General features: G+C 64.0%; 22 protein-coding genes and 1 tRNA gene. 11 read left to right on the forward strand and 12 right to left on the reverse strand.

What is annotated here, in order from left to right:
• Positions 1-60: 60 nt before the first annotated feature.
• The 3 genes from NKJ72_RS24190 to NKJ72_RS24200 form a co-directional block, all read right to left on the reverse strand.
• Entirely contained in the window at positions 61-732 is a 672-nt protein-coding gene (locus tag NKJ72_RS24190; protein WP_023675985.1) for an LON peptidase substrate-binding domain-containing protein, read from the reverse strand.
• Between the two features lie 163 nt (positions 733-895).
• Positions 896-1,888 carry a thioredoxin gene (gene trxA, locus NKJ72_RS24195; RefSeq protein ID WP_352479721.1) on the reverse strand — a complete coding sequence of 331 codons (993 nt, stop codon included), beginning with the start codon at positions 1,886-1,888 and terminating at the stop codon, positions 896-898.
• A 100-nt stretch (positions 1,889-1,988) separates the two neighbouring features.
• The gene (locus tag NKJ72_RS24200) at positions 1,989-2,486 is read right to left on the reverse strand and encodes a prolyl-tRNA synthetase associated domain-containing protein (protein WP_254817917.1); all 498 of its coding nucleotides are present in this window, start codon (positions 2,484-2,486) and stop codon (positions 1,989-1,991) included.
• 231 nt (positions 2,487-2,717) lie between these two features.
• Here NKJ72_RS24200 and NKJ72_RS24205 point away from each other — a divergent pair.
• A tRNA-Gly gene (locus NKJ72_RS24205) sits at positions 2,718-2,792 on the forward strand.
• 141 nt (positions 2,793-2,933) lie between these two features.
• Here NKJ72_RS24205 and NKJ72_RS24210 read toward each other — a convergent pair.
• Positions 2,934-3,806 carry a ferritin-like domain-containing protein gene (locus tag NKJ72_RS24210; protein ID WP_352479722.1) on the reverse strand — a complete coding sequence of 291 codons (873 nt, stop codon included), beginning with the start codon at positions 3,804-3,806 and terminating at the stop codon, positions 2,934-2,936.
• Between the two features lie 397 nt (positions 3,807-4,203).
• Here NKJ72_RS24210 and NKJ72_RS24215 point away from each other — a divergent pair, with 397 nt between their 5' ends.
• Together NKJ72_RS24215 and NKJ72_RS24220 are read left to right on the forward strand one after the other, a co-directional pair.
• A complete protein-coding gene (locus tag NKJ72_RS24215; protein ID WP_254817926.1) occupies positions 4,204-4,542 on the forward strand; it encodes a hypothetical protein in 339 nt (112 codons plus the stop codon).
• Positions 4,543-4,726: 184 nt separating this feature from the next.
• Entirely contained in the window at positions 4,727-5,965 is a 1,239-nt protein-coding gene (locus tag NKJ72_RS24220; RefSeq protein WP_352479723.1) for a M24 family metallopeptidase, read from the forward strand.
• Positions 5,966-5,974: 9 nt separating this feature from the next.
• Here the strand turns inward: NKJ72_RS24220 and NKJ72_RS24225 are convergent, their stop codons facing one another.
• On the reverse strand, positions 5,975-6,847 hold the full coding sequence (locus NKJ72_RS24225) for a helix-turn-helix domain-containing protein (RefSeq protein ID WP_352479724.1): 873 nt from the start codon (positions 6,845-6,847) through the stop codon (positions 5,975-5,977).
• Positions 6,848-6,953: 106 nt separating this feature from the next.
• Here NKJ72_RS24225 and NKJ72_RS24230 point away from each other — a divergent pair, with 106 nt between their 5' ends.
• From NKJ72_RS24230 to NKJ72_RS24255, 6 genes are all read left to right on the forward strand, one after another.
• Positions 6,954-8,225 (forward strand): extracellular solute-binding protein, encoded by a 1,272-nt coding sequence (locus NKJ72_RS24230; protein ID WP_254817929.1) that lies wholly within the window; start codon positions 6,954-6,956, stop codon positions 8,223-8,225.
• Positions 8,226-8,429: 204 nt separating this feature from the next.
• Positions 8,430-9,290, forward strand: coding sequence for a carbohydrate ABC transporter permease (locus NKJ72_RS24235; protein ID WP_254817930.1), 861 nt, complete (start codon positions 8,430-8,432; stop codon positions 9,288-9,290).
• Positions 9,287-10,153: a carbohydrate ABC transporter permease gene (locus tag NKJ72_RS24240; RefSeq protein ID WP_023720571.1), complete on the forward strand. Its 867-nt coding sequence runs from the start codon at positions 9,287-9,289 to the stop codon at positions 10,151-10,153. Before NKJ72_RS24235 ends, NKJ72_RS24240 begins: the two co-directional genes overlap by 4 nt.
• Before the next feature lie 8 nt (positions 10,154-10,161).
• The gene (locus NKJ72_RS24245) at positions 10,162-11,259 is read left to right on the forward strand and encodes an ABC transporter ATP-binding protein (protein ID WP_352479725.1); all 1,098 of its coding nucleotides are present in this window, start codon (positions 10,162-10,164) and stop codon (positions 11,257-11,259) included.
• A gap of 57 nt (positions 11,260-11,316) precedes the next feature.
• A complete protein-coding gene (locus NKJ72_RS24250) occupies positions 11,317-13,350 on the forward strand; it encodes an aldo/keto reductase (RefSeq protein ID WP_352479726.1) in 2,034 nt (677 codons plus the stop codon).
• A gap of 132 nt (positions 13,351-13,482) precedes the next feature.
• The gene (locus NKJ72_RS24255; protein WP_352479727.1) at positions 13,483-15,261 is read left to right on the forward strand and encodes an NAD(P)-binding domain-containing protein; all 1,779 of its coding nucleotides are present in this window, start codon (positions 13,483-13,485) and stop codon (positions 15,259-15,261) included.
• 29 nt (positions 15,262-15,290) lie between these two features.
• On the opposite strand, the gene NKJ72_RS24260 is transcribed toward NKJ72_RS24255, so the two are convergent.
• The 3 genes from NKJ72_RS24260 to NKJ72_RS24270 all read right to left on the reverse strand — a co-directional run bounded on the left by NKJ72_RS24260 (position 15,291) and on the right by NKJ72_RS24270 (position 17,534).
• Entirely contained in the window at positions 15,291-16,520 is a 1,230-nt protein-coding gene (locus NKJ72_RS24260; protein ID WP_352479728.1) for an amidohydrolase/deacetylase family metallohydrolase, read from the reverse strand.
• A gap of 22 nt (positions 16,521-16,542) precedes the next feature.
• Positions 16,543-16,908 (reverse strand): RidA family protein, encoded by a 366-nt coding sequence (locus tag NKJ72_RS24265; protein ID WP_254817935.1) that lies wholly within the window; start codon positions 16,906-16,908, stop codon positions 16,543-16,545.
• A gap of 197 nt (positions 16,909-17,105) precedes the next feature.
• Positions 17,106-17,534 carry an Lrp/AsnC family transcriptional regulator gene (locus NKJ72_RS24270; RefSeq protein ID WP_254817936.1) on the reverse strand — a complete coding sequence of 143 codons (429 nt, stop codon included), beginning with the start codon at positions 17,532-17,534 and terminating at the stop codon, positions 17,106-17,108.
• Positions 17,535-17,656: 122 nt separating this feature from the next.
• Between NKJ72_RS24270 and NKJ72_RS24275 the strand changes: the two genes are divergently transcribed.
• Positions 17,657-18,760, forward strand: coding sequence for a saccharopine dehydrogenase family protein (locus NKJ72_RS24275; protein WP_352479729.1), 1,104 nt, complete (start codon positions 17,657-17,659; stop codon positions 18,758-18,760).
• Between the two features lie 168 nt (positions 18,761-18,928).
• On the opposite strand, the gene lpdA is transcribed toward NKJ72_RS24275, so the two are convergent.
• The 4 genes from lpdA to NKJ72_RS24295 form a co-directional block, all read right to left on the reverse strand.
• A complete protein-coding gene (gene lpdA / locus NKJ72_RS24280) occupies positions 18,929-20,323 on the reverse strand; it encodes a dihydrolipoyl dehydrogenase (protein ID WP_352479730.1) in 1,395 nt (464 codons plus the stop codon).
• Positions 20,324-20,577: 254 nt separating this feature from the next.
• Complete coding sequence (locus tag NKJ72_RS24285; protein WP_352479731.1) at positions 20,578-21,951, reverse strand: dihydrolipoamide acetyltransferase family protein; 1,374 nt, start codon at positions 21,949-21,951, stop codon at positions 20,578-20,580.
• Between the two features lie 11 nt (positions 21,952-21,962).
• Complete coding sequence (locus tag NKJ72_RS24290) at positions 21,963-22,976, reverse strand: alpha-ketoacid dehydrogenase subunit beta (RefSeq protein ID WP_352479732.1); 1,014 nt, start codon at positions 22,974-22,976, stop codon at positions 21,963-21,965.
• A 2-nt stretch (positions 22,977-22,978) separates the two neighbouring features.
• On the reverse strand, positions 22,979-24,211 hold the full coding sequence (locus NKJ72_RS24295; RefSeq protein WP_254817940.1) for a 3-methyl-2-oxobutanoate dehydrogenase (2-methylpropanoyl-transferring) subunit alpha: 1,233 nt from the start codon (positions 24,209-24,211) through the stop codon (positions 22,979-22,981).
• Between the two features lie 351 nt (positions 24,212-24,562).
• Here NKJ72_RS24295 and holA point away from each other — a divergent pair, with 351 nt between their 5' ends.
• Positions 24,563-25,609, forward strand: a complete 1,047-nt coding sequence (gene holA, locus NKJ72_RS24300; RefSeq protein ID WP_352479733.1) for a DNA polymerase III subunit delta — start codon at positions 24,563-24,565, stop codon at positions 25,607-25,609.
• Positions 25,610-25,838: the final 229 nt, after the last annotated feature.

A 25,838-nucleotide genomic window follows, 5' to 3' on the forward strand; every position in this document is an offset into this window, starting at 1 on the left:
ACCGCTTCAGGTTTTTGCGCGCGGCCTCTCCTTCTCCCTTGTGGGAGAAGGAGGGCCAACCTACTGCAAACTCGAACCGAAATCCTCATTGTCGCGCGCCAGCGCCATTTCGGTGATGGCGATCAGGGTCTCGGCGCGTGTCTTCAGATCGGCCGCTTCGAGCAGCGCCTGTTTCTCGGCCGGACCGTAGGGTGCCATCATCGACAGTGCGTTGACCAGCATGGCGTTTTCGGCGCGGCTGACGCTCTCCCAGTCGGCCTCCAGATCGTTGGCCTGCAGATAGGCGCGAAACGCTTTGAGCAGCGCCGGCCGGTCGATCTCGGCGTCTGCCTGCTCCTCGTCGAGATCGGCGAGAAAAGGTGCCAACCGGCACTGGCGGAACGGCGTCTTGACCGTGAGTTCCTGAACAATGCGGAACCGGCACACGCCCTGCAGCGAAATCAGGTAACGGCCGTCGCCGCTCTCGGACAGCGCAATGATGCGCCCGGCACAGCCGACATTGCAGAGCTCCGGCTCGCCGTCTGGACGCAGCGCACCGTCGAGGCTGGGCTGGATCATGCCGATCAGCCGCGGCCCGGCGATCGCTTCGTCGACCATCTGCAGATAGCGCGGCTCGAAGATGTTGAGCGGCATGCGGCCTCCCGGCAGCAGCAATGCGCCCTCGAGCGGAAAGATCGGCATGGTCGACGGTAAGTCCGCAGCGAGCCGGTAATGCGCGTTTCCCGCCTGCACCTCAATCCTCCGATCGCTTTGTCAGGAAGCGCACCAAATCCGTCTCCTCCCGGCCGGCACAAGGCGCAACACCGGAAACCTGAAATCGAACGCCGTCCGAAAACCTAATCTGGCGCAGCTGCCGCCCACCGCAAGCCCGCGCGACAAAACAGTCTGCGCCGGCTCAGGAAAACAGCAGCGACGACAATTTGCGCCGTGCCGACAGCGTTGCTTCGTCGGTCATGCCCCATGCCTCGAAGAGCTGCAGCAACTGGGTTCTGGCGCCGTCGTCGTTCCACGAGCGGTCGGCCTTGATGATCGCCAGCAGATTGTCGGCCGCCGCCATGCGATCACCCTTGGCGTTCTGGATCATGGCGAGCTCGAACCGTGCCTGGTGATCCCCGGGATTTTCGGCCAGCCGCCGTTCCAGTTCCGCCGGATTGCCGAGCACTGCTGCTTGCGCGGCGAGCGCCATCTTGGCGCGCAGCGCGGCGAGCTGGGGCGCATCCTTCTTCGCTTCCGGCGCCCGCGCCAGCACCGCCTCGGCACCTTCGGTATCGCCGGCCTCGAACAGCAGATCGCCCAAGCCCGCGATCGCCTCGATCGTCTCCGGCGCCTGTTCCAGGATGGCATCATAAATGTCGGCAGCGGTCTGCACGTCACCGGCGTCGCGCGCCTCGGCAGCGGCGGCCAGTGCCTCGGCCACTTGCGGCGCGCCACCGTTCTTGCCGCCGACCTTCTGAATGAATTGCGTGATCTGGCTCTCGGGAATGGCGCCCATGAAGCCGTCGACCGGCTGGCCGTCCTTGAAGGCAATGACCGCCGGTATCGACTGGATGCCGAGCTGGCCGGCGATCGATGGATGGTCGTCGATATTCATCTTGACCAGCTTGACCTTGCCACCGGCGGCTTTCACCGCCTTCTCCAGCAGCGGCGTCAATTGCTTGCAGGGGCCGCACCACGGCGCCCAGAAATCGACCAGCACCGGCTGGCGACGCGATTCCTGGATGACGTCTGCAGCAAATCCAGCGGTCGTTGTGTCCTTGATGACATCGGCCGGCGCCTCCGCAAGTGCGACCTTCTCACGCGCGGCGTCGGTGCCGCCATATTGCACGGTGGTGGCATACTGGCCGCCATTGCTGCCAAATGGGCCGCCAAAGGGGTTGCTATCGCTCATCTCGTCGCCTTTCGGTCGCGCCGCCGGGCAAGGGACGGGCGCAACATCCTTCTTTAGAACCCGGTTTCAGTCACCCCGGTCTTAGTCACCCATGTGGCGATCATGCCGAGACTTTCAAGATAACAGCATCATGTCCGGTTGCCTCGACGAATTTGACCAGGTCCGCGGCAGCGATGGAAGTCGTCGCTTCATTGGTCAGCGGGTGGGCATTGACCACCGCATGGCTCATCAGCTTCTCGTCCAAAACGACCTTGACCCTTCGCTCGGTGTCGTTGATCAGCCCGAACACCGTGACCGCGCCCGGGACGACGCCGAGAAGCTCCATCAGCATCTCCGGCCGGCCGAAAGACACGCGCCCCGCAGCGCCGATCAGATGGTGGATCTGCTTGAGATCGACCACCGCCTCCTCGTCGACGCTGACCAGGAAGAAATTGTCCTTCTTGTCCTTGAGGAACAGGTTCTTGGTGTGGCCGCCGGCAATCTCACCGCGCAGCGCCTGCGAATCGGCGACCGTGAACAGCGGCGGATGCCGCCGCGTCGATACCTCGATCCCAAGTCCGGCAAGAAAGGCGAAAAGTTCGGCTTCGGTCTTCGGCATCGGTCTTTCTTCTGGTGGCCCGCTTTCAACGGCTTGTTCGGCTAACGCCGTTTACGGCCAATGATGCGGCCAAGACAAGTCCGTCGCGCAACGCCGGGGGTGATTGCCTTGCGACGTCCGGAGGAGCGCTTCTCCGCATTGCCGGCGAAGCAAAAAGCCTGCGAATTCCCTGTTGCAATCGCCGCGCTCTTCAGCCATATAGGCGCGGCTTGCGGCCCAAAAGCCGCGCGAGCGGGTGTAGCTCAGGGGTAGAGCACAACCTTGCCAAGGTTGGGGTCGAGCGTTCGAATCGCTTCACCCGCTCCATTTCTCTCAAGGGAAATCAAGCATCGAAAAGCCGCGGTCCGCCGCGGCTTTTTCGTTTTTGCGCGCCAACAGGGCGCAGCGCGCCGAATCGCCTGGCCGCGCGCGCAAGTTCATTTGCCACGAGATTCATCCGCAGACCGCTCAGGTGCTTTTGAGCGTTCCGTTCATTCCGTTCGGGTAGAAGCCGCCCTTGCTGACGCCTTTCTGGTCGGTCAGATAGACGATCCGAAGCACTTCTTGCGGCGTCCTCGTGAAGGCGATTGCATCCGGGGTCGATGGAACGATGTTGGCTTTGCCGTCCACTCGGATGCCCTGGTCCTTGTCTTCCGGTCCATCGATCTTGTCGCGGGCGTCGGAAACCGCATTGGCGGCCTTCCAGGCATCCTCGCCCATTCGGTAAAGCGACGATCGCGCCATCCCCATGTGATAGGCCTCGACGGCCAGAATGCCAGCGGCGGCGGCCTGGAAATCTTTGTTTTTCAGAAGGGGCGCGGCGCCGGCATAGGCAGTGACGCCGACATCCTCGAACAGCATGCCGCCGAGCACGAAGTTCATCTGGTTGCCGAAAGGATCGAAGTCCGCTCCGAGCCCCGCCGCCTTGGCAACCGCCGCAAAGCCCGCATCGAAATCGATTGCCGGCCGGTCGACGGCATCGCTTCCAAGTGTCTTGCGATAGAACCTGACATGGGCAAGTTCGTTTTCGGCGACCTCCCGCATGAACTCGCCGATTGCAGGCGTGTCAAAGCGAACCTGTTTGCCGCCAGCCACAGCGCCGGCCTTCGGGCCGGCATCCGAGTCATCGATCCCTTTTCCGGTGGTGCCGCGCAGGTAATATTCGGCTTCCATATATTCGAGATTGAGGGCGAACCGGAAAATGTCTTCGTCTTTGACCTCATCCTGCGCATAGGCGCGGGAAACCGGGGCAAGCCCGGTGGCCGAAGCGAGCGTGGCTCCTAGGCCAAACTGCAATGCGCGGCGGCGTGAAACACGAAATGCAGGCGTGACGCGGATCATGGCTTCCTCCCAAAAGCCCGCCGGCATCAAACATTTTGGCACCTCAAAAGCGGGCCTGCGCTCCCAACTTCACGAAGGGTGGAATGTTCCTCAATCGCCTCAAATGATCTCGCCGGATGGCGAGCACCGAGGTTTCCTCGATTGTAACCTCATGTCAGCCGACGCACATACGCTGTAGCGGCGCTTGATCTGACGGCAGCAAAATCCAGCCGTTGCGGTCGTCCGAAGTACGCTGTCGATAAAATTAAGGACTTTTGCGTGCCGGTTTCGGACCAAGGTCCATCTTGCAGAATACTGTATTTGAACAAAGCTAGTAATAGCCGGCTTTCACATTGGAAGTCCTGGCGTTTTTCATCTGGAACCCATCCTGGCGGGAGGGCGACTCGAAGGAGGAACTATGAAAACGCGCACCTGTCTATTCGCGACTGTGGCCGCTCTCACCCTTGTCGCATCTCCGGTCCTCGCTGCTCCCGGCGGCAATGGCAATGGCAACGGCAATGGCGGCAGCAACGGCAACGGCGGAAACTCGGCCGGGGCCGGCTCGCAGGGACACGGAGCCGCTACCTCCGCCGCGGCCAGGGACAAGTCGACGCACGGAGTTGCTCACGCAGCGGCGGTCGTTGCGACGACACCGGCCTCGCCACAGGCCACGTTGGCCTTGCAGGCAGCGCTGGCAAGACAGACCGCGGATGACGCGGCAGACACTGCCGACGACACTTCCGACGAAACCGAATAAGCTTTCGAAGCAGCCGCTTGTTGTGTTGAAAAGCCGCGGTTCGCCGCGGCTTTTTCGTTTCCCGACGACGAACTCTCAAGGTGAACAGCGCTTCCAGAAAAAAGCTGCTCCACGGCACTGAAACTAGGCTAAGGCCAAACGCCGCCGCATCGGCGTCGGTTTCGACTGCATATGAGGAGATCCCATGACCGGCTTTGTCGACCGCGAGCGCGCGACTGACCTGATGCAGCGCGCCGGCATCGAGGCGCTGGTGCTTTGCGAGCCCGAGGCGTTCCAATATGCCACCGGTGCCTGGATCGGCCCGGCCGGCCTGTTCCGGCGGGCCGGCGCCGGTTTCGTCGTTATTCCCAAGCGAGGCGACCTGCCGATCGGCGTCGTGGTGGCGGATTTCCAGGCTGCCCAGCTCCCGGCGCCGATGGCCGGCGCCATGGTACGCACGCATCCGACCTGGATCGAATCGGCGTCGCTCGAGCCGGCGACGGCCGACCGGCCTGTTGCGCAGCGCATCGAGGCCGGCCTGGTTGGCCGCGCCCCCGGTTTTTCACGTCCGGCGACCTTCGAGCTTGCCCGCTCCGTCCGCGAGCTGAAGACGATCCTCGCAGAATTCGGGCTGGAGCGTGCGACGCTCGGCATCGAGCTGGATTTCGTCTCGGCCAGCGATTTTTCCGCGATGCAGGCGATGTTGCCGGGCACTGCCCTGGTCAACGGTTCGCCGATCCTCGACCGGCTGCGGGCGATCAAGTCGCAGAGCGAGATCGACCTGTTGCAGCAGGGCATCGTCCTGTCGGAGGCCGGCCTGTCGCGGCTGCAGCAGCATGCAGCGGCCGGCATGCGTCAGTCTGAGCTGGTCGCGCTTTACCGGCAAGGCGTCGCGGATGTAGCCGCCGGGTCGTCGCAGCAAATCTCGACGGCGGAATACGTCACGCTGGGCGCTCGCCCAAAAGGCGCCGACGCGGTCGCCGCCGCCGGCGATCCGCTGAAGGCCGACATGGTGTGCAGCGTGAACGGCTATGCCTCGGATATGTCGCGGAATTTCACCTTCGGGCCGCCGTCGCCCGAACAGGCCGAATTGCATGCGATAGCCGAACGCGCCTTCGCCGACGGGCTTGCCGCGCTTATGCCCGGAAAGCCGTTGGCCACTGTGTATCGCGCCGCCAGCGACAGCCTGGCGCGCCAGGGCCTGCGTTCCTATCGCCGCGGCCATTTCGGCCACGGCGTCGGCCATTCCGTGTTTTCCGAGCAATGGCCGTTCATTTCGGCCGACTGCGATGTCGCGATCGAACCCGGCATGGTGCTGGCATTCGAGATCCCGCTCTACATCGACGGTCTCGCCAGTTTCAATCTCGAGGACCAGTTCCTGATCACGGCCAACGGGCCGCTGCCGATGAACCGCCTGCCGAGACGTCTGGGGGTTATCGGCTGAATCCAGCCGTTATCTGGCGCCGGCCACGCCCCTGCGGAAATCCGACGGCGACATGCCGGCAAGCTTGCGGAACGACTTGTTGAACGCGCTGAGCGAGCCGAAGCCCGATTCCATGGCGACGCGCAGCACATTGGTGTCCTGATGCATCAGCAGCGCCTGCGCGTAGCTGAGGCGCAGCAAATTCACATATTCATTGAGCGTCATGCCGGTCGATTTCTTGAAGATGCTCATGGCGTATTTGGGATGGATGTCGGCCGCCGCGGCGATGTCGACGCAATCGATCTCGTAGAGGAAATTCTCCGCAATGAAGTCGCACATGCGCCCGACATTGCGCAGCGATTGCTGATCGAACGGGCTGCCTAGCTCCTGTTCGACCGGCGTTTCCGGCACCAGCCGGTAGGGTTCGAACCGCACCCGCTCAAGCCGCAGCAAAAGCTCGTTGACGGCATGCTCCGCCTTGACCGGGTCGCCGGAGCGGGCATAGCGGTTCCAGCGCTCGAAATTGTGGTCGTCCGACCGGTCTGTGGCGTCGGTCACCAGCGTCGCGCCGGTCATCAGCCTGTTGCGGACGTCGACGGGCAAATGCAGCCGGAAGAAATGAACCAGCGGCAGATGCGCGCCGGCGTAGATGGTATCGTCGGAGGCTTCGTCCATCTGGTGCGGCAGGCCGCCCCAGAACAGGCACATGTCGCCCGCAGAAAGCGAAAGCCCGTGCCCGTCCATGCGGTAATGCACGGCGCCACGCACGATGAAATTCACCTCGACCTGGGCATGCCAATGCGGCTTGAGCATCACCAGGGGCTGGGTGTGGAACATTTGCAGCAGCAGCGGCAGGCCCTCCACGCTGCTGGCGCCAGGCTGGTAAAACGGCCTTTCCGGCATCTTACTTTCCGCTCATTTCTTATTCCCTTTGTCGCGGACAAGGCTTTCCCGAAGCCTAGTCTAGCCACGCTCGCAAACAGAGAGCAACTGAAATGGGAGGATTTCAATGCGCTTAAAATTGACCTGCGCCGCGCTCGCGCTTGCCCTGGGCTCCAGCCCAGCCTTTGCGCAGTCCGGTGAAATCACGATCTGGAGCTGGAACATCGCCGCTTCGTCGCTGAAGGCCACCATAGCGGGCTTCAACAAGCAGTATCCCGACATCAAGGTCACGGTCGAGGACCTCGGCAACCAGCCGACCTACGACAAGTCGATCGCCGGCTGTGCCGCCGGCGGCGAGGGGCTGCCGGACATCGTGACGATCGAGAACGGCGAGGCGGAAAACTACTGGAGCCAGTTCCCGGATTGCTTCGTCGACCTGCATACGCTCGGCTACACCGCGGAAGACCAGGCAAAATTCCCCGACTTCAAGCGCACCGAGCTCGAGGTGGACGACAAGGCCTATGCGATGCCCTGGGATTCCGGTCCAGTAGCGATGTTCTACCGCCGCGACTTCTATGAGAAGGCCGGCGTCGACCCGTCTTCGATCAAGACCTGGGACGATTTCATTGCCGCCGCCAAGAAGATCCAGGCCGCCAATCCTGGCGTGACGATGACCAACGCCGATTTCAACGGCGATTCCGAATTCTTCCGCATGATCTCCAACGAGCAGGGCTGCGCCTATTTCTCCGCCGATGGTCAATCGATCACCGTCAATCAGCCCAAATGCGTCGATGCCATGACCAAGATCAAGGAGATGAAGGACGCCGGCATCATTTCCTCTGCCGACTGGAGCACCAAGATCACCAACAACACCGCCGGCAAGGTCGCCAGCCAGATGTATGGCGGCTGGTATGAAGGCACCATACGCACCGAGTCGCCCGATGGCGCAGGCAAATGGGGCGTCTATCTGATGCCGAGCCTGACCGCCGACGGTCCGCGCGCCGCCAATCTCGGCGGCTCCTCGCTCGCCATCACTTCGGTGTCGAAGAACAAGGAAGCCGCCTACGCCTATCTGAAATACACGCTAGGGACGAATGAGGGCCAGATCACCATGCTGAAAGGCTTCGGCCTGGTGCCGTCTCTGATCTCGGCGCTCAACGACCCTTACGTCTCCGAAGGCCTGCCCTATTGGGGTGGCCAAGCCGTGTGGAAGGACATCCTCGGCACCTTGCCCAAGGTCGTCCCCAGCCGCGGCACTCCGTTCCAGAGCGACGCCGAAATCATCATCCGCGCGGTGCAGACCAAATATCTGGCCGGCGGCTATCCCGACGCCAAGGCAGCGCTCGACGATGCCGCAAGCCAGATCGCCGCGGCGACCGGCCTACCGGTCAAGTCGTGATCTAGACGAGGCGGCTCCGAGCGCACGGCTCCCCTTCTCCCCTTGTGGGAGAAGGTATCGCCGAAGGCGGCAGATGAGGGGTGCTCCAGCTTGGCGCCGGCGGCACTCCGGCCATCACCCCTCAACCGTCTCGGCGCTATGCGCCGATCCACCTTCTCCACAAGGGGAGAAGGCAAGAACTTGAAAGCAGAAAGGAGGAAAACGATGCGCTACCAGAACGCCACGGCTTATCGCTTTCTCGCGCCCTATCTGCTGATCTTCTCGATCTTCTGGCTGTGGCCGATCATCGATTCCTTCCTGATCTCGTTCCAGGCGACGCGCACCGTGCCGTGGCGGTTCGCGCCGACCTTCAACTGGGGCCGGCTGATCGGCGACCCCGCCTTCTTCAATGCCTTGAAGAACACATTGCTGATCCTCGTCATCCAGGTGCCGGTGATGATTTCCCTGGCGATAGTGATGGCGGTGCTTTTGAATTCGCCGCTGCTCAAGGCGCGTGGCCTGTTCCGCTTTGCCTTCTTCGCGCCGGTCGTGGTCGGCGAAGTCGCCTATTCGGCGGTTTTCCGGCTGATGTTCAATCTCGACTACGGCATCATCAACAAATTGCTGAACAGCATTGGCCTGCCCAGTGTCGACTGGTTTACCAACGTCACCCCGGCGATGGCGGTGATCATGATGGCGGTGACCTGGCGCTGGGCCGGCTACAACGCCATCATCCTGCTCGCCGGCCTGCAGTCCATCCCCGAGGATGTCTACGAGGCGGCAACCTTGGACCGGGTCAGCAAGGTCAAACAGTTCTTTTACATCACGCTGCCGCTGCTCAAGCCGATCATCGTGTTCTGCGCCGTGCTGTCGATCATCGGGACCATGCAGCTGTTCACCGAGCCCTTCCTGATCACCGAGCGCGGCGGGCCGGGCGGCGGCACCGAAACGCTCGGGCTGCTGCTTTACCGCCAGGGCTTCCGGTCGCTCAATTTCGGCTACGCCTCGGCCGTCGCCTACACCATGGCCGGGCTGGCGATTGCCATTTCGCTGGTGCAGATATGGCTGACGAGGGAACCGAAATGACCTCGCGCTCCCCAATCAGCCATTCCCGGGTCAGCCGTTCCCAGGCCAGATTGGGCCGCAGCATCGCGCTGCATCTGTTCCTGACGCCGCTGGCGCTGGTCTGGCTGTTTCCGCTGTGGATGATGGTGGTCTTTTCCACGATGCCCGACAATGGCATCTTCAGCCCCGACATCGAGCTTTTGCCGCACGGCAATTTTCTCGACAATGTCAGCAATCTGCAGCGCGGCACCAATTTCATCGGCGCCATCGGCATCTCCGTCTCAGTGGCGGTCACCTATACCTTCCTGTCGGTGATGCTCACCTCGATGGCCGGCTGGGCGCTGGCGCGTTACAACTTCTTCGGCAAGGGCATGGTCGTCGCCATCATCTTCGGCACCATCACGCTGCCCTATGCGGTCGTGCTGATCCCGCAATTCATCATGGTGGCGCGCGACTTCAAGCTCGCCAACACCTGGGTGGCGCTGATCGTGCCGCCGCTGTTCAACTCGCTGGGCGTGCTGTTCATGCGGCAGAGTTTTTCGATGATGCCGCACGAGCTGTTCGACGCCGCCAAGGTCGAGGGCGTCAAGGAATGGCGGATATTCCTGTTCGTCGCATTGCCTCTGGCGCGGCCGATGTTGGCGGCGCTCGCCATCATTCTCTTCCTTGCTTCCTGGAACAACTATCTGTGGCCGCTGCTGATCAATTCCAAGCCGGGCGCTATGACCGCACCGGTGGCCCTCGGCACGCTGATCGGTCTCACCAAGGTGTCCTGGGGCGGCATCATGGCGGGCGCGGTGATGCTGACGGCGCCAATGCTCGTCGTGTTCGTGCTTCTGCAGCGCCATTTCGTCGCCGGCATCGCCGCCGGCGCCATCAAGTAAGGATCAGCATGGCGGCAGTCACACTCAAAAACGTCATCAAGCGCTTCGGCGTCTTCGAAATCGTCCACGGCGCCAATATCGATATCGATGACGGCGAATTCGTCGTCTTCGTCGGCCCTTCCGGCTGCGGCAAGTCCACGCTGCTCCGGATGATCGCCGGGCTCGAGGACATCAGCGACGGCGAGATCGCCATTGGCGGCAAGGTGGTGAACGACGTCGAGGCAGCCGATCGCGGCATCGCCATGGTGTTCCAGTCCTACGCGCTCTATCCGCACATGACGGTCGAGCAGAATCTGAGCTTCGGCCTAAGAATGACCGGCAACCCCAAGGCAGATACCGAGCGGCGGGTGAAGCGGGCTTCCGAAATTCTGCGTATCGCCGAGCTGATGAAGCGGCGGCCGCGGCAATTGTCGGGCGGCCAGCGCCAGCGCGTCGCCATCGGTCGCGCCATCGTGCGCGAGCCGCAAGTGTTCCTGTTCGACGAACCGCTCAGCAATCTCGACGCCGAGCTCAGGGTGCAGATGCGCGTCGAGATATCGCGCCTTCACAAGGAGCTTGGCGTTACCATGGTCTATGTGACGCACGACCAGACCGAGGCGATGACGCTGGCCGACAGGATCGTCGTGCTCAACGCCGGCAATATCGAGCAGATCGGCGCGCCGCTCGATCTCTACGACGACCCCGCCAACCGCTTCGTTGCCGGCTTCGTCGGCTCCCCGAAAATGAACTTTCTGGCGGCGAAAATGGTCGGGGCCGACAACGGTGCTGCGGTCGTCGAACTGGTCAATCATCGCGGCGCGCGACTGCGCAAGCCGCTTTCGGATGCTCTGCCTGCGATAGGCGGCGATGTCGTGCTTGGCGTGCGGCCGGAGCATTTCTTCGACGCCGGCCAGGGCGATTGCGACCTTACCCTCAAGGCCGACGTCGCCGAGCACTTGGGATCGGTGAGCTATGTCTATGCCAATTCCGGGACCGGGGGCGGGCGCGAGGAACTGATCATCGAGCGCGAGGCCTCGCGGCATCGCGCGAACGGCGACGACCTGGTGGTGTCGATCAAGGCCGACCGCTCGCTTCTCTTCGACGCCACCGGCGCACGCATTCGCTAACCCATCTTTTCTTTTGTCCGATCGCGATTGGTCGCGGCCACCCCACGGAGAGTTGACATGACGTCCAAGCCAGAAAAAATTCGCTGGGGCATTCTCGGGCCCGGCAACATCGCCAAGGCCTTTGCGGGCGGCGTTGCCCATTCGCGCACCGGCACATTGGTCGCCTTAGGGGCGCGCAATCCCGGCAAGGCCGGGCTCACTGAGGCTTTCCCCGGCGCCCGCATCCTTGATGGCTACGAGGCTTTGCTTGGCGATCCGGATGTCGACGCGATTTATATTTCAACGCCGCATCCAAGCCATGCCGAATGGGCGATCAAGGCGGCTGAGGCCGGAAAGCATGTGCTTTGCGAAAAGCCGCTTGGCCTGACCGCCTTCGAGGCCGACGCTATGATCCATGCCGCGCGCAAGGCCGGCACCTTTCTCGGTGAAGCCTTCATGTACCGGCTGCATCCGCAGACGGCCAGGCTGGTCGAGCTGATCAGGGCCGGCGCGATCGGCGACATCAAGATGATCAAATCCAGTTTCGGCTTCGCCATGCCGGGCTTCATGCCGGAGCACCGGCTTTACGCCAAGGATCTCGCCGGCGGCGGCATTCTCGATGTCGGCGGCTATCCCGTCTCGATGGCGCGGCTGATTGCCGGCGCCGCGGCGGGAAAGCCCTTTGCCGAGCCGGACAAAGTGGTCGGCGCTGCGCATCTCGGCCAATCCGGCGTCGACGAATGGGCGTCGGCGCTGTTGCATTTTCCGGGCGGCATCGTCGCGGAAGTCTCCTGCAGCATTTCGCTCGCGCAGGACAACGTATTGCGTATTCTCGGCAGCAAGGGCCGTATCGAGGTGGCGGATTTCTGGTATGCCGGCGGCCAGCAAGGCGGCACCGGCGAAATCCGCATCATCCGTCCGGGTGACACCGAGGTGGTCGAGGTCAAGGAGGACGGCTGGCTTTACGCATTCGAGGTGGACGCCGCCGGCGAGGCCATTCTCGGCGGGAAGCAGGAGTTCGCCTGGCCGGGCATGAGCTGGGCCGACAGTCTCGGCAATCTGCGCGTGCTCGATAGATGGCGGGCCGCCATCGGGCTCGAATATGACATCGAGAAACCGGCAAAGCGCGTCAACACGATCTCCGGGCGGAAGCTGCGCTCCGGCGGGACCGCCATCCCCAAGCGCGGCATTCCGGGCCTGCCGCGGCCGGCCTCGTGCCTGGCGCTCGGCTTCGAGGATTTCCGCACCTTTTCGTCGGGCGCCATCCTGCTCGACGCCTATTTTGAGGCGGGCGGCAATCTGTTCGACACCGCCTTCGTCTACGGTTCCGGCTATACCGAGACGCTGCTCGGCCAGTGGCTGAAGAACCGCGGCGTGCGCGAGCAATCGGTGGTCATCGGCAAGGGTGCGCACTCGCCGCTCTGCTATCCCGACGTCATCGGCAAGCAGCTCACCCAGTCGCTCGAGCGGCTGCAGACCGACCATATCGACGTCTATTTCATGCATCGCGACAACCCGGACGTGCCGGTCGACGAGTTCGTCGATGCGATGGATCGCGAGGTCAAGGCCGGCCGCATTCGCGGTCCGTTCGGCGGCTCGAACTGGACGATGGAACGCATGGACGAGGCGATTGCCTATGCCGAGCGCACCGGCAAGCAGAAGCCCGGCGCGCTTTCCAACAATTTCTCGCTGGCCGAGATGCTGGAGCCGATCTGGGCGGGCTGCGTCACGTCCTCCAGTGACGCATGGAAGGCCTGGCTCACCGCCCGGCAAATGCCGAACTTCGCCTGGTCGAGCCAGGGCCGCGGCTTCTTCACCGACCGCGCCGGCCGCGACAGGCGCGACAATGAGGAACTGGTCCGGGTCTGGTACTCGGAGAGGAACTTCGGCCGCCGCGACCGCGCCATCGAGCTCGCCAAACGGCTGGGCAAAAGCCCGATCCACGTCGCGCTCGCCTATGTCCTGGCGCAGCCCTTTCCGTCCGTCCCGCTGATGGGGCCGCGCACGCTCGACGAGTTGGAAGACAGCCTCCAGGCGCTCGACATCTCACTTTCGCCGGACGATCTTGCATGGCTGGATAGCGGTTCGGATCAGGCCCGCGCGCGCGCCTGATAGCGGGGTCTTGCGCTGCGCCCCTAATTTCCGGACTGTTTGCGCTGCCCCTCACCTACCCTCTCCCCGCTCTTCGGGAGAGAGGATAAGGTTAAAGGGCAGCGCCGAAGTCGCAGGAGATAGGGAAGACAGATGCTCGACATATCACCGTCGAAACAGGCGGCCACCTGGCTCGGTTCTTTTGCGCGAGCGCTCGAGGCGGGCGACGTCGCGGCCGCAATCAACCTGTTCGTCGAGGACTGTTACTGGCGCGACCTGCTGACCTTCACCTGGAACATCAAGACCATGGAAGGCCGCGCGGCTATCCGCGACATGCTGGAAGCCACGCTGGCAATGACAAGGCCTGCTCGGTGGCAGCTCAGCAGCGAAGCGACTTCGGACGAAGGCGTTATCGAAGCCTGGTTCTCTTTCGAGACGTCATCAGCGTGGGGCCAAGGCATCATACGCCTCAGGGACGGCAAATGCCGGACACTGTTTACGGCGATGAGCGATCTCAAGGGGTTTGAGGAGCGCAAGGGCCCGGCGCGGCCTCTGGGCGTCCGCCACAAGGCCGATCCGGAGCGCGAGACCTGGCTGGAGGCGAGGGCGCGCGAGACGCGTGAACTCGGCGCCGGCCAGCAGCCTTATTGCCTGGTCATCGGTGGCGGCCAGGGCGGCATCATGCTGGGCGCACGGCTCCGGCAACTCGGCGTGCCGGCCATTATCATCGAGAAGAATGCGCAGGCCGGCGATTCCTGGCGCAATCGCTATCGCTCGCTCGTGCTGCACGACCCGGTCTGGTACGACCATCTGCCCTACATCCCGTTTCCCGAGAACTGGCCGGTGTTCACGGCCAAGGACAAGATGGGCGACTGGCTGGAAATGTACACGCGCGTCATGGAGCTCAACTACTGGACCTCCACAAGATGCATCAGCGCGTCCTACGACGACACCGAAAAGGTCTGGACGGTCGAGGTCGACCGCGCCGGCCAGCGCATCACGTTAAAGCCGAGGCACATCGTCTTTGCGACCGGTGCTTATGGCCCGCCTAGGCAGATCGACCTGCCGGGCGCCGAGGCCTTCCAGGGCGAGATCCTGCACTCCAGCCAATATTCCAGCGGCGAGAAATTCCGCGGCAAAAAGGTCGCCGTCATCGGCGCCGCAAGTTCCGGCCATGACGTCAGCGTCGATCTATGGGAGAGCGGCGCCGAGGTGACGATGGTCCAGCGCTCGCCGACGACGGTGGTCAAGTCGGACACGCTGATGGAGATCGGTTTCGAGATCTTTTCGGAAAAGGCGCTGGCTCGCGGCATCACCACTGAGAAGGCCGACATGATCGTCGCCTCGACGCCGTTCGCGCTGCTGCCGCAAGGCCAGCGGGCGCTTTACGACATCATCAAGGCGCGCGACGCGGCCTTCTACGACCGCTTGCGCGGCGCCGGCTTCGCCATCGATTTTGGCGACGACGAGACCGGACTTTTGATGAAGGCCTACCGCACCGGCTCGGGCTTCTACATCGACGTCGGCGCCTGCGATCTGATCATCGACGGCGAGATCGGCATCCGCAGCGGCGTCGGGATCAAGTCGCTGACGCCGACAGGCATCCTCTTCGACGACGGCACCGAACTGGCGGCAGACGCAATCATCGCCTGCACCGGCTATCTCTCGATGAACGAAACGGTGGCGGCGATCGTCTCCCGTGAAGTCGCCGACAAGGTCGGGCCGTGCTGGGGGATTGGCTCGGGCGTGAAAGGCGACCCGGGTCCATGGCAAGGCGAATTGCGCAACATGTGGAAGCCGACCGCGCAGGAAGCGCTGTGGTTCCACGGCGGCAATCTGGCGCTGTCGCGCTTTTATTCGAAGTTCGTGGCGCTGCAGATCAAGGCGAGGATGGAAGGCATTGCGACGCCGGTTTATGGGACGCCGCGGTGAAGCTGTGATCTCCCCCCTTGAGGGGGAGATCACCCACGCCCGAAATGCCGGGCGGCAACCTCGACATGCGTGTCGTGCGCATGCGCTTCGAAGCGCTCGGTTTCGCCGAGATCGTCCAGCGCCTCGTTCGGCCACCACGTGCCGCCGACCACGATGCCGTCCGAGACCAGCCTTTGCTCGGCGACCAGCGAGGCGCCGACCGAATCGACAAAGGTGAAGCGGCCCGGACGCAGCCGCAGCACCGCGATGTCGCCGACCGCACCAACCGCAAGCCTGCCCAAATCGGGCCTGGCGATCGCTTCGGCCGGCCGCTGTGTCGCGGCGCGCAGCACCTCGACCAGCGGCATGCCGAGAACCAGCAGCTTCGACATGCACACCAGGATGTCGAAGGCCGGCCCGTCGACGCAATAGAGATGCACGTCGCTGCTGATCACGTCCGGCGCCAGTCCCTCGCTCAGCATCGCCTTGGCCACCTCGAAATCGAACGAGCCCATGCCGTGGCCGATATCGAAGATGACGCCGCGCTCGCGCGCCAGCCGCATGTCCGGCCGCACCGCGCCCGAAGCGAAGACCGGTGCGTTGGGAAACGGCCGGAAGCAGTGGGTGAGGATATCGCCTGTGCGCAGCCGCGGCAGCACTTCCGAGCGACCCGGCGGCGGCTCGTCTATATGCGCCATCAGCGGCAGGCCGGCCTTGTCGGCGGCTTCCAGCCCGAGATCGACCGGCGCGATGCCGCTGCTGCCGCCGGCGTGGCGTCCCGAGCGGACCTTGACGCCGACGATCACGTCTGCGTGCTCATGCGCCGCCGCCACCGTTTCGCGCGGTTCGCAGAGCCTGAGGTCGCTGCATTCGCCGACCGCGACGGTCTGCGAGAAGCCGAAAATGCCGGCAAAGGAAATGTTGACGTATGCCAGGATACGGATCTTCGAGCGCTCGATGACATGACGGCGAAAGCCGAGGAAATTGCCGGCGCCGGCGCTTCCGGCATCGACGAAGGTGGTGGTGCCGCTCTTTGCGGCGAGCCGGTCGGCATCGACGCCGAGCGACGTGCCGCCCCAATAGACATGGCTGTGCAGGTCGATCAGGCCGGGCGCGACGATCGAGCCCGTGGCGTCGATGACGCGGGCTGCACGTTCGAAGGGGATTTCGGCGTCGATGGCGGCGATACGGCCGTCGATAATCGCCAGATCGCGTTGTGCGTCGAGGCCCGACGCCGGATCGATGAGGCGGCCGCCCTTTATCAGGAGATCGAATTGCATTGCGCCTGTCTCCGCTTTTCCGTCAGGCCGGCCTGTAGGCGACGGCTTCGACCTCGATCTTGATGTCGATCATAAGCCGTGACTCCACCGTCGTGCGTGCCGGCGGATCTTTCGGGAAATGCCGGGCATAGACGGTATTGAAGATGCCGAAATCGCGCGCGTCCTCGAGCCAGACCGTCGTCTTGACCACGTCGTCGAGCGTGCAGCCGGCCAGCGCCAGTGCCGCCTTGACGTTCGACAGCACCTGTTCGGTCTGCTCGGCGATGCCGCCCTTGACCACCAGCCCGTCGCTGCCGACCGGCACCTGGCCTGAGACATAGACGAAATCGCCGGCCCTGACCGCCGGCGACAACGGCACATGGGATTTTCCGAAACACTGCTTGGGCAAGGAGGCCTCCTGTCTAGGTTCTTTGGGTGAACGCGCGATGCTGCGAGAGATTGGGCGCGGCTGCACGCCATAGATCCACATTTTGGCCATCGATCCACATTTTGAAAGCCTATATCGCTTTGCTGCGGTAACGCCAGAACGATCACCGCCCTTGGTGATCCTTCGCGCCAGCATCTGGACCCGCGACGCCAGCCGGCTCAGCGGTCGATCCGCGTCGACAGGATGATCGACGACGACGTTCGCTCGACCCCGTCCATGGCGCCGATCTGGTCGAGGAGCGTGTCGAGATCCCTGATCGACGGCGCTTCGACGACAACGATCATGTCGAAATTGCCGCTGACCGAGTGCAGGGTTCGAACCGGTGCCAGCGCCTGCAGGCTGCGCACCACCTTGTCGGCGAGCTTGGGGGTGACGGTAAGCAGGACATGCGCCCTGACCAGCCCCTGTTCGTAGTCGGGCGAAAGCCTGACACCGTAGCCGGTGATGATGCCGCGCTGTTCCAGCCGCTCGATCCGGCTCTGCACCGTGGTCCGCGACACGCCCAGCCGTCGCGCCAGTTCGGCGGTCGAGGCGCGTGCATTGATGCGCAGCAGGGAAAGCAGAGCCTGGTCGGCATCGCTGAGCATTTCGACGAACCTTGCCGGCACATTGCACAAAGAGAGACTGCGTTTCGTACAGTCTCACGCTTCCTTTCGACAGGCAAGCTGCGATTCTAGCCATCAATCCAATGTTGGTGCGAGGACCGGTCATGAAGGAAATCATCGTCGTCGGCGCCGGCAAGATCGGCTCGACCATTGCCGAGATGCTGGCTTCCACGGGCAACTACCATGTCACGCTCGTCGACCGCTCGGCGACGCAGCTCGGCGCGGCCGAACTGCCTGAAACGGTCGAGACGCTGGAACTCGACATCGAAGCCGCCGGCACCCTCGAAGCGGCCTTGGCCGGCAAGTTCGCGGTGCTCAGCGCCGCGCCCTTCCATCTGACCACGCGTATCGCGGAGGCGGCGGCCAGTGCCGGCGTGCACTATCTCGATCTGACCGAGGACGTCGTCAGCACCAGGCGCGTCAAGGAACTGGCGCGCTCCGGCAACAGCGCCTTCATTCCGCAATGCGGCCTGGCGCCCGGCTTCATCTCGATCGTTGCCAACGACCTCGCCAGCCGCTTCGACACGCTGGAGAGCGTGCGCATGCGGGTTGGCGCGCTGCCGCAGTACCCGTCGAACGCGCTGAACTACAATCTGACCTGGAGCACCGACGGCGTCATCAACGAATATTGCGAGCCTTGCGAGGCGATCGTCGAAGGCGAGCTGATCGAGGTGCCGCCACTCGAGGAGCGCGAGGAGTTCTCGCTCGACGGCGTCACCTATGAGGCGTTCAACACCTCGGGCGGGCTGGGCACGCTGGCCGAAACGCTGAAAGGCAGGGTGCGCACGCTGAATTACCGCACCATCCGTTATCCCGGCCATGCCGCGATCATGAAGGCGCTGCTCAACGACCTCGGCCTGCGCCACCGCCGCGACGTGCTGAAGGACATTTTTGAAAGCGCCCTGCCGGCAACGCTACAGGACGTGGTTATCGTCTTCGTCACCGTCAGCGGCCGCAAGAACGGCCGTCTGCTGCAGGAGACCTATGCCAACAAGATCTACGCCAGGCGCGACGGCGAAAAGGTGCGCAGCGCCATCCAGATCACCACCGCATCGGCGATCTGCGCCGTGCTCGACATGCTCGCCGACGGCACCTTGCCGGCAAGAGGTTTCATCAAGCAGGAGGACATCGCGCTCGACGCTTTTCTGGCCAACCGCTTCGGCCGCGCCTATGCGCAGCACGAGATGGTTAGCCGGCTTGCGGGGTGAGCTGCGTAATCTCCCCCCTCGAGGGGGAGACGTCGCCGAAGGCGACAGAGGGGGTCGCCTCGCGAAGAGCGCCAACCTCCATCTGTCGCAAGGGCGGTCGCATCCAGTCGAACCGACCCCCTCTGGCCTGCCGGCCATCTCCCCCTCAAGGGGGGAGAGCGCGAGCCCTCAAACATGCACCGCCCGCCCCAGCGCCTTCAGCGCCGCTTCCTGAAAACCCTCGCCCTGTGTTGGATGGGCATGGATCGTCCCGGCGATATCCTCCAGCGTCGCGCCCATCTCCAGCGCCAGCCCAAACGCAGTGGACAGCTCCGACACGCCCTGGCCGACCGCCTGGATGCCCAGCACCAGATGGTTGTCGGCGCGGGCAACGACCCGAACGAATCCGTCCTCGCCCAACCTCGTCATTGCCCGGCCATTGGCGGTGAAGGGAAACAGTCCGACCTTGATCTCGCCACGCGTCTTGGCCTCTTCCGGCGACAGGCCCGCGGTGACCAGCTCCGGGTCGGTGAAGCAGACAGCCGGTATCGCTCGTCTGTCCCAGCTGCGCCTGTGGCCGGCGACGATGTCGGCGACCATTTCGCCTTGCGCCATCGCCCGGTGCGCCAGCATCGGCTCGCCGGTGACGTCGCCAATGGCAAAGATACCGCGCATCGAGCTGCGGCACTGGTCGTCGATGCGGATGAAGGGTCCAGCCATGTCGAGGTCGATCTGCTCCAACCCCCAGCCTTCGGTCACCGGCTTGCGACCGACCGTGACCAGGACCTTGTCGGCAGCGATCTTGCCGTTCTTGCCGCCATTCGTCTCGACCAGCAGCGCGTCGCGCTTGGTGGACAGCCCCTTGGCCTTGGCGTTCACGAGCACCTCGATGCCGAGCTCGGCCAGCCGCTTCACCACCGGCCTGGTCAGTTCCGCATCATATTGCGCCAGCACGCGCGGCAACGCCTCGACCACGGTCACCTTGGCCCCCAGCTTGGCAAAGGCGATGCCGAGTTCCAGCCCGATATAGCCGCCGCCGACCACCGCCATTCTCTCCGGCACTTCGCTCAGCGCCAGCGCCTCGGTCGACGAAATGACCGGGCCGCCGAACGGCAGCGATAGCAACTCGACCGGCGCCGAGCCGGTCGCAATCACCACCGTTTCGGCGCGGATCACCTGCATGCCGATCTCGGTGTCGACGGCAACGGTCTTACCGTCGCGAAATGTCGCCCAGCCATGCACCGTCTTCACGCCAGCTTTCTTCAGCAGGCCGGCAACACCGTTGTTCAGCCGGCTAACGATGCCATCTTTCCAGGCCATAGTGCCGGCGAGATCAAGGGATGGTGCGGCGATTGCAATGCCGAGCGGGTTCTTGCCGCTGGCCATGTGCGAGAGCTTCTGGAACTCTTCGGCCGCATGAATCAGCGCCTTGGACGGGATGCAGCCGACATTGAGACAGGTGCCGCCCGGTCTGCCGAACTCGACGATAACCGTATCGATGCCGAGCTGCCCGGCACGGATAGCGCAGACATAGCCGCCCGGACCGGCGCCGATGACCAGCAGCTTGCAGGAGATTTCCTTCATGTCAGCTGCATCCTTTCTGGGATGGCCGCGGCACGGCTCCCCCTTCTCCCCTTGTGGGAGAAGGTGTCGCCGAAGGCGACGGATGAGGGGTGTTCCAGCGGAGCGAGACGTTGGCATTCCCTGGAACACCCCTCATCCGTCTCGGCGCTATCGCGCCGATCCACCTTCTCCCACAAGGGGAGAAGAGGGAGCCCGCATTCCAACGCCGGCACCTTCCGACGATTCTCCCCATACTTCGCGATCAATCGCATCCCCTAATCCACAAAAATCAACGCCGGCGTCTCGAGCAGCGTCTTGATGCGCTGGATGAACACCGCAGCGTCCCAGCCGTCGACGACGCGATGGTCGAAGCTGGAGGACAGGTTCATCATCTTGCGCGGGATGAACTGGCTGCCGTCCCATACCGGCCGCACCATCATCTTGTTGACGCCGATGATCGCCACTTCCGGGTGATTGATCACCGGCGTCGTCGCCACGCCACCCATGGCGCCGAGCGACGTGATGGTGATGGTCGAGCCCGAGAGCTCGTCGCGCGTCGCCGTGCCGGACTTTGCCGCCTCGGCCAGCCTGACAACCTCGGCTGCACAGTCCCAGATGTCGCGCGCCTCGGCGTGCTTGACCACCGGCACCATCAGCCCCGCAGGCGTCTGCGCCGCGATGCCGATATGAACGCCGCCATGCTGGTGGACGATGCCGGCTTGGTCGTCGAACAGCGCATTGAGGTTCGGCTGGTCGGCAATGGCCTTGACCATCGCCCGCATCAGGAACGGCAGCAGCGTCAGCTTCGGCCTGTCCGCGCCCGGCCGCTTCTCCTTGTTGAGCGCGGCGCGCAAATCCTCGAGCGCGGTGACGTCGATCTCCTCGACATAGGTGATGTGCGGGATGCGCGACTTGGCCAGCGTCATCTTCTCGGCGATCTTTCGCCTGAGCCCGACTATCTTGATGTCCTCGACCGCCTCGTTACGGGCGAGACCAGGGGCCTTCGCCAGCTGTGGTCCGCGTGCCAGGAACGCGTCGATGTCCTCATGCCGGATGCGACCGGCCGGGCCGGTTCCCGGGACCTGCCGAAGGTCGATGCCGGCCTCTTTCGCCCTGAGGCGGACGGCCGGCGAGGCCAGTGGCTTTTCTCCCTCGGGACGCGGCGCGCTGTTGACCTTGGACCTGGCGCCGTCATCCTCGGGCTTGTCCCGAGGATCTACCGACCTCTCGGAACTGATCGCGTCATATCCGTGTGGGACGGCAGATCCTCGGGACAAGCTCGAGGATGACGGCGCCAAATTGGGTAATGACGGCCCCAAGCCCGAGGACGGGCGAGCCCGCGCATCGTCAGGGGTACCCTCCGCCGTAACGTCTGCAAGCGTCGCGCCAACCCTGACGTTCCCCTCGCCCGCCACCCTCAGCCTGACAATCGGCGAGCCGATCGCCACAGTGTCGCCGATCTCGGCGCCAAGCCAGAGGATCTCGCCATCGACGGGCGAAGGAATTTCGACCGTCGCCTTGTCGGTCATGACCGCGGCAAGCACGGCGTCCTCGCGCACGAGATCGCCGACCTTGACCTGCCATTCGACCAGCTCGGCCTCGGCGACGCCTTCGCCGACATCGGGCAGCTTGATGACATATTCGCCCATCGTCTTCCCCCTCAGGCTTCCATCGTTTCGATGAGCGCGCGGCCTAGCCGGGCGGGACCGGGAAAATAGTCCCACTCCTGCGCATGCGGATAGGGCGTGTCCCAGCCGGTGACCCGCGCCACCGGCGCTTCCAGATGGTAGAAGCAGTTCTCCTGAACCAGCGCCGAAAGTTCGGCGCCGAACCCCGATGTCAGCGTCGCCTCATGCACCACCACGCAGCGCCCGGTCTTGTTGACCGAGGCGACGATCGTCTCGAGATCCAGCGGCAGCAGCGTCCTCAGATCGATGATCTCGGCATCGATGCCGGTCTCCTCGGCTGCCGCCTGGGCGACATACACCATCGTGCCGTAGGCAAGCACGGTAACTGCCGCACCAGGCCGCCGGATCACCGCCTTGCCGAGCGGCACCGTGTAGTGGCCATCGGCGACTTCGCCGAGCTGATGTTTCGACCATGGCGTCACCGGCCGCTCGTGATGGCCGTCGAAGGGGCCGTTATACAGCCGCTTCGGCTCTAGGAAGATCACCGGGTCGGGATCCTCGATCGCTGCGATCAGCAGGCCCTTGGCGTCGTGCGGATTGGACGGAACCACGACTTTCAGGCCGGAGACGTGGGTGAACAGCGCCTCCGGGCTCTGGCTGTGGGTCTGGCCGCCGAAAATGCCGCCACCGGTCGGCATCCTCACGACGATCGGGCAGGTGAAATCGCCGTTCGACCGGTAGCGCAGCCGCGCCGCTTCCGAGACGATCTGGTCATAGGCCGGATAAACATAGTCGGCAAACTGCACCTCGACGCAAGGCTTCAGCCCGTAGGCCGCCATGCCGATGGCCGCGCCGACAATCCCGGATTCGCTGATCGGCGCATCGAAGCAGCGGCTCTTGCCGTATTTCGCCTGCAGGCCTTGCGTGCAGCGGAAGACGCCGCCGAAGAAGCCGACATCCTCGCCGAACACGATGACGCGTTCGTCGCGCGCCATCGACACGTCCATGGCGTCGCGGATCGCCTCGATCATGGTCCGCCGCGGCATGGTCAGACCCCGGCCTGTTGGCGCTGGCGCCTGAGATGCGGCGGCATCTCGGCATAAACGCCCTCGAACATATCGCGCGCCGAAGGCTTGCCGCCGGCATGCAGCGTGCCGTGGCGCTCGGCCTCCCGCTGCGCTGAAATCACCGTGTCGAGAATTTCCGCCTCGGCCTGGGCGTGGCGTTCGTCAGACCAGACGCCGCGCTGGATGAGGTGGTTCTTCAGCCTGACGATCGGGTCGCCGAGCGGCCAGGCGTCGGACTCGGCCTTCGGCCTGTAGGCCGACGGGTCGTCGGAGCTCGAATGCGCGCCGACGCGGTAGGTGACGTATTCGACCAGCGTCGGCCCGAGATTGCTACGCGCCCGTTCCGCCGCCCATTTGGCCACCGCATGGACGGCGAGATAGTCGTTGCCGTCGACGCGCAGCGACGGGATGCCGAAGCCGAGGCCACGGGCGGCAAAAGTACCGGAGCCGCCGCGGGCGATGCCCTGGAAGGTCGAAATCGCCCACTGGTTATTGACGACGTTAAGCACGACCGGCGCCTTGTAGGTCGAGGCGAACACCAGCGCCGAATGGAAGTCGGACTCGGCGGTCGAGCCGTCGCCGATCCAGGCGGCGGCGATCTTTGAATCGTTGCTGATTGCCGAGGCCATCGCCCAGCCGACCGCCTGGATGTACTGCGTCGCCAGATTGCCGGAGATCGAGAAGAAGCCGTGCTCCTTCGACGAATACATGATCGGCAATTGCCGCCCTTTCAGCGGATCGGCCTCGTTCGAATAGATCTGGTTCATCATCGTGACCATCGGGTAGCCGTCGGCGATGAGCAGGCCGGCCTGCCGATAGGTCGGAAAATTCATGTCGCCCCGCGACAGCGCCTTGCGAAAGGCGCAGCTCACTGCCTCTTCGCCGAGATGCTGCATGTAGAAAGAGGTCTTGCCCTGGCGCTGCGCCATCTGCATGCGCGCATCGAAGCTGCGCAGCGTCATCATATGGCGCAGCCCCTCCAGCAACTCGTCGTCCGAAAGCAGCCCTGCCCACGGCCCGACCGCCTCGCCAGCGCGGTTGAGCACGCGGATGATCGAGAAGGCGAGATCGCGGATGTCGCGCGGGTCGACGTCGATCTTCGGGCGCGGCACCGAGCCAGCTTTTGGAATGCTCACATTGGAGAAATCCGGCGTCCCGCCCGGCCGCACTTCCGGTTCCGGAACATGGAAGCGCAACATTCCGGCATCGGCCATGATCTCGGTCCTCCACTGTTGCCCGGCCACGATATTTGCACACCGCCGGACCAGTGCCAATTCGTCGGGCGCGGCTTCGGGCCAACGACCGCGCCGGCCAGCACTCGTCAAGATGAAGATATGTCCGCGAAATTTCTTGTCGATCTTCCGCCGCCATGCGCAATTTGGCGAATGGTCCGGCCTGATCTGGCGCATGAGAAGGGATTCCTGCTAGCAAGATTCCTCTGTCGAGTTCCTTCGCGCCCCCCTCTGTCCGGCAGGACAGAGGGGGGCGCTGTCCCATAGGCGTCTCGATACAATCCCGCCAATCCCTCCGTTCACCCCGCGCCCGCCTCGTGCTAATCAGGGCCCATGGCACAGAAGAAAGCATACGAAGTCGATGCATGGCTCGCGAAGCCGGATCCGCGCATCTCGATCGTGCTGCTTTACGGTCCCGATCGCGGGCTGGTTGCCGAGCGGGCAAAGGCCTTTGCCGCCAAGACCGGCCTGCCGCTCGACGACCCGTTCTCGGTGGTCAGGCTGGACGGATCGGAAGTCGATCGCGACGAGGGCCGCCTGCTCGACGAGGCCCGCACCGTGCCGATGTTTTCGGAGCGGCGCCTTCTATGGGTGCGCAATGCCGGCGCCCAGAAGGCGCTTGCCGACGACGTCAAGGCGCTGACGTCGGAGCCTGCGCGGGACGCCATCATCGTTATCGAGGCCGGCGACCTGAAGAAGGGCGTCGGCCTGCGCGCCGTGGTGGAGGCGGCGGATAATGCCATGGCATTGCCTTGCTATGCCGATGAAGCCAGGGATATCGACACGGTCATCGACGACGAACTGCGCAAGGCCGGCATGTCGATGACGCTGGAGGCCCGGCAGGCGCTGCGCCGCAATCTCGGCGGCGACCGGCTGGCCTCGCGCGGCGAGATCGAAAAGCTTGTGCTTTATGCGCATGGCCAGGCCGAAATCGGCCTTGACGACGTCAAGGCGACGTCTGGCGACGTCTCAGGCCTCTCCTTCGATGCGGCGGTCGACGCCCTGCTCGAAGGCAGGATCGCCGACTTCGACACCGCCTTTACCCGCCATTGCCAGTCCGGCGGCCAGCCGTTCCTGGTGCTTTCATCGGCGATGCGGCAGCTGCAGACGATCCAGGCCATGCGCGGCCAGATGGACGCCGGCGGCCGCAATGCTGCTTCGGTCGTTGCCGCGGCGCGCCCGCCGGTTTTTTTCTCCCGGCGCAAGCTGGTGGAGAAAGCCCTCGAACGGTGGAGCAGCGAAGCGCTCGGCCGCGCACTCAACCGCCTGCAGACGGCGGTCCTGCAGACACGCCGGAGGCCGGATCTGTCGGTCGCGCTGGCGCGCCAGGCCCTGCTCGGCATTGCCGTGGAGAGCGCAAGGCTGGCGCAGCGAGCCTGATCTCCCTCCTCGAGGGGGAGATGTCGCCGAAGGCGACAGAGGGGGTCGGCGAGCGTAAAGCGCCAGCGCCTTCTGCGACGACAGACGACGTGGGCGCTTGATGTGAGACGACCCCGCTGGCCTGCCGGGCATTTCTCCCTCACGGGCAGGGCTATCGCATATGAGTGATGGCATTGATGAGATAGTCGTCGTTCCAGGCGCATTTCTTGATGCGATGGCTGATGGGGAC

This window comes from Mesorhizobium sp. M0045, assembly GCF_040323385.1.
GTDB lineage: Bacteria > Pseudomonadota > Alphaproteobacteria > Rhizobiales > Rhizobiaceae > Mesorhizobium.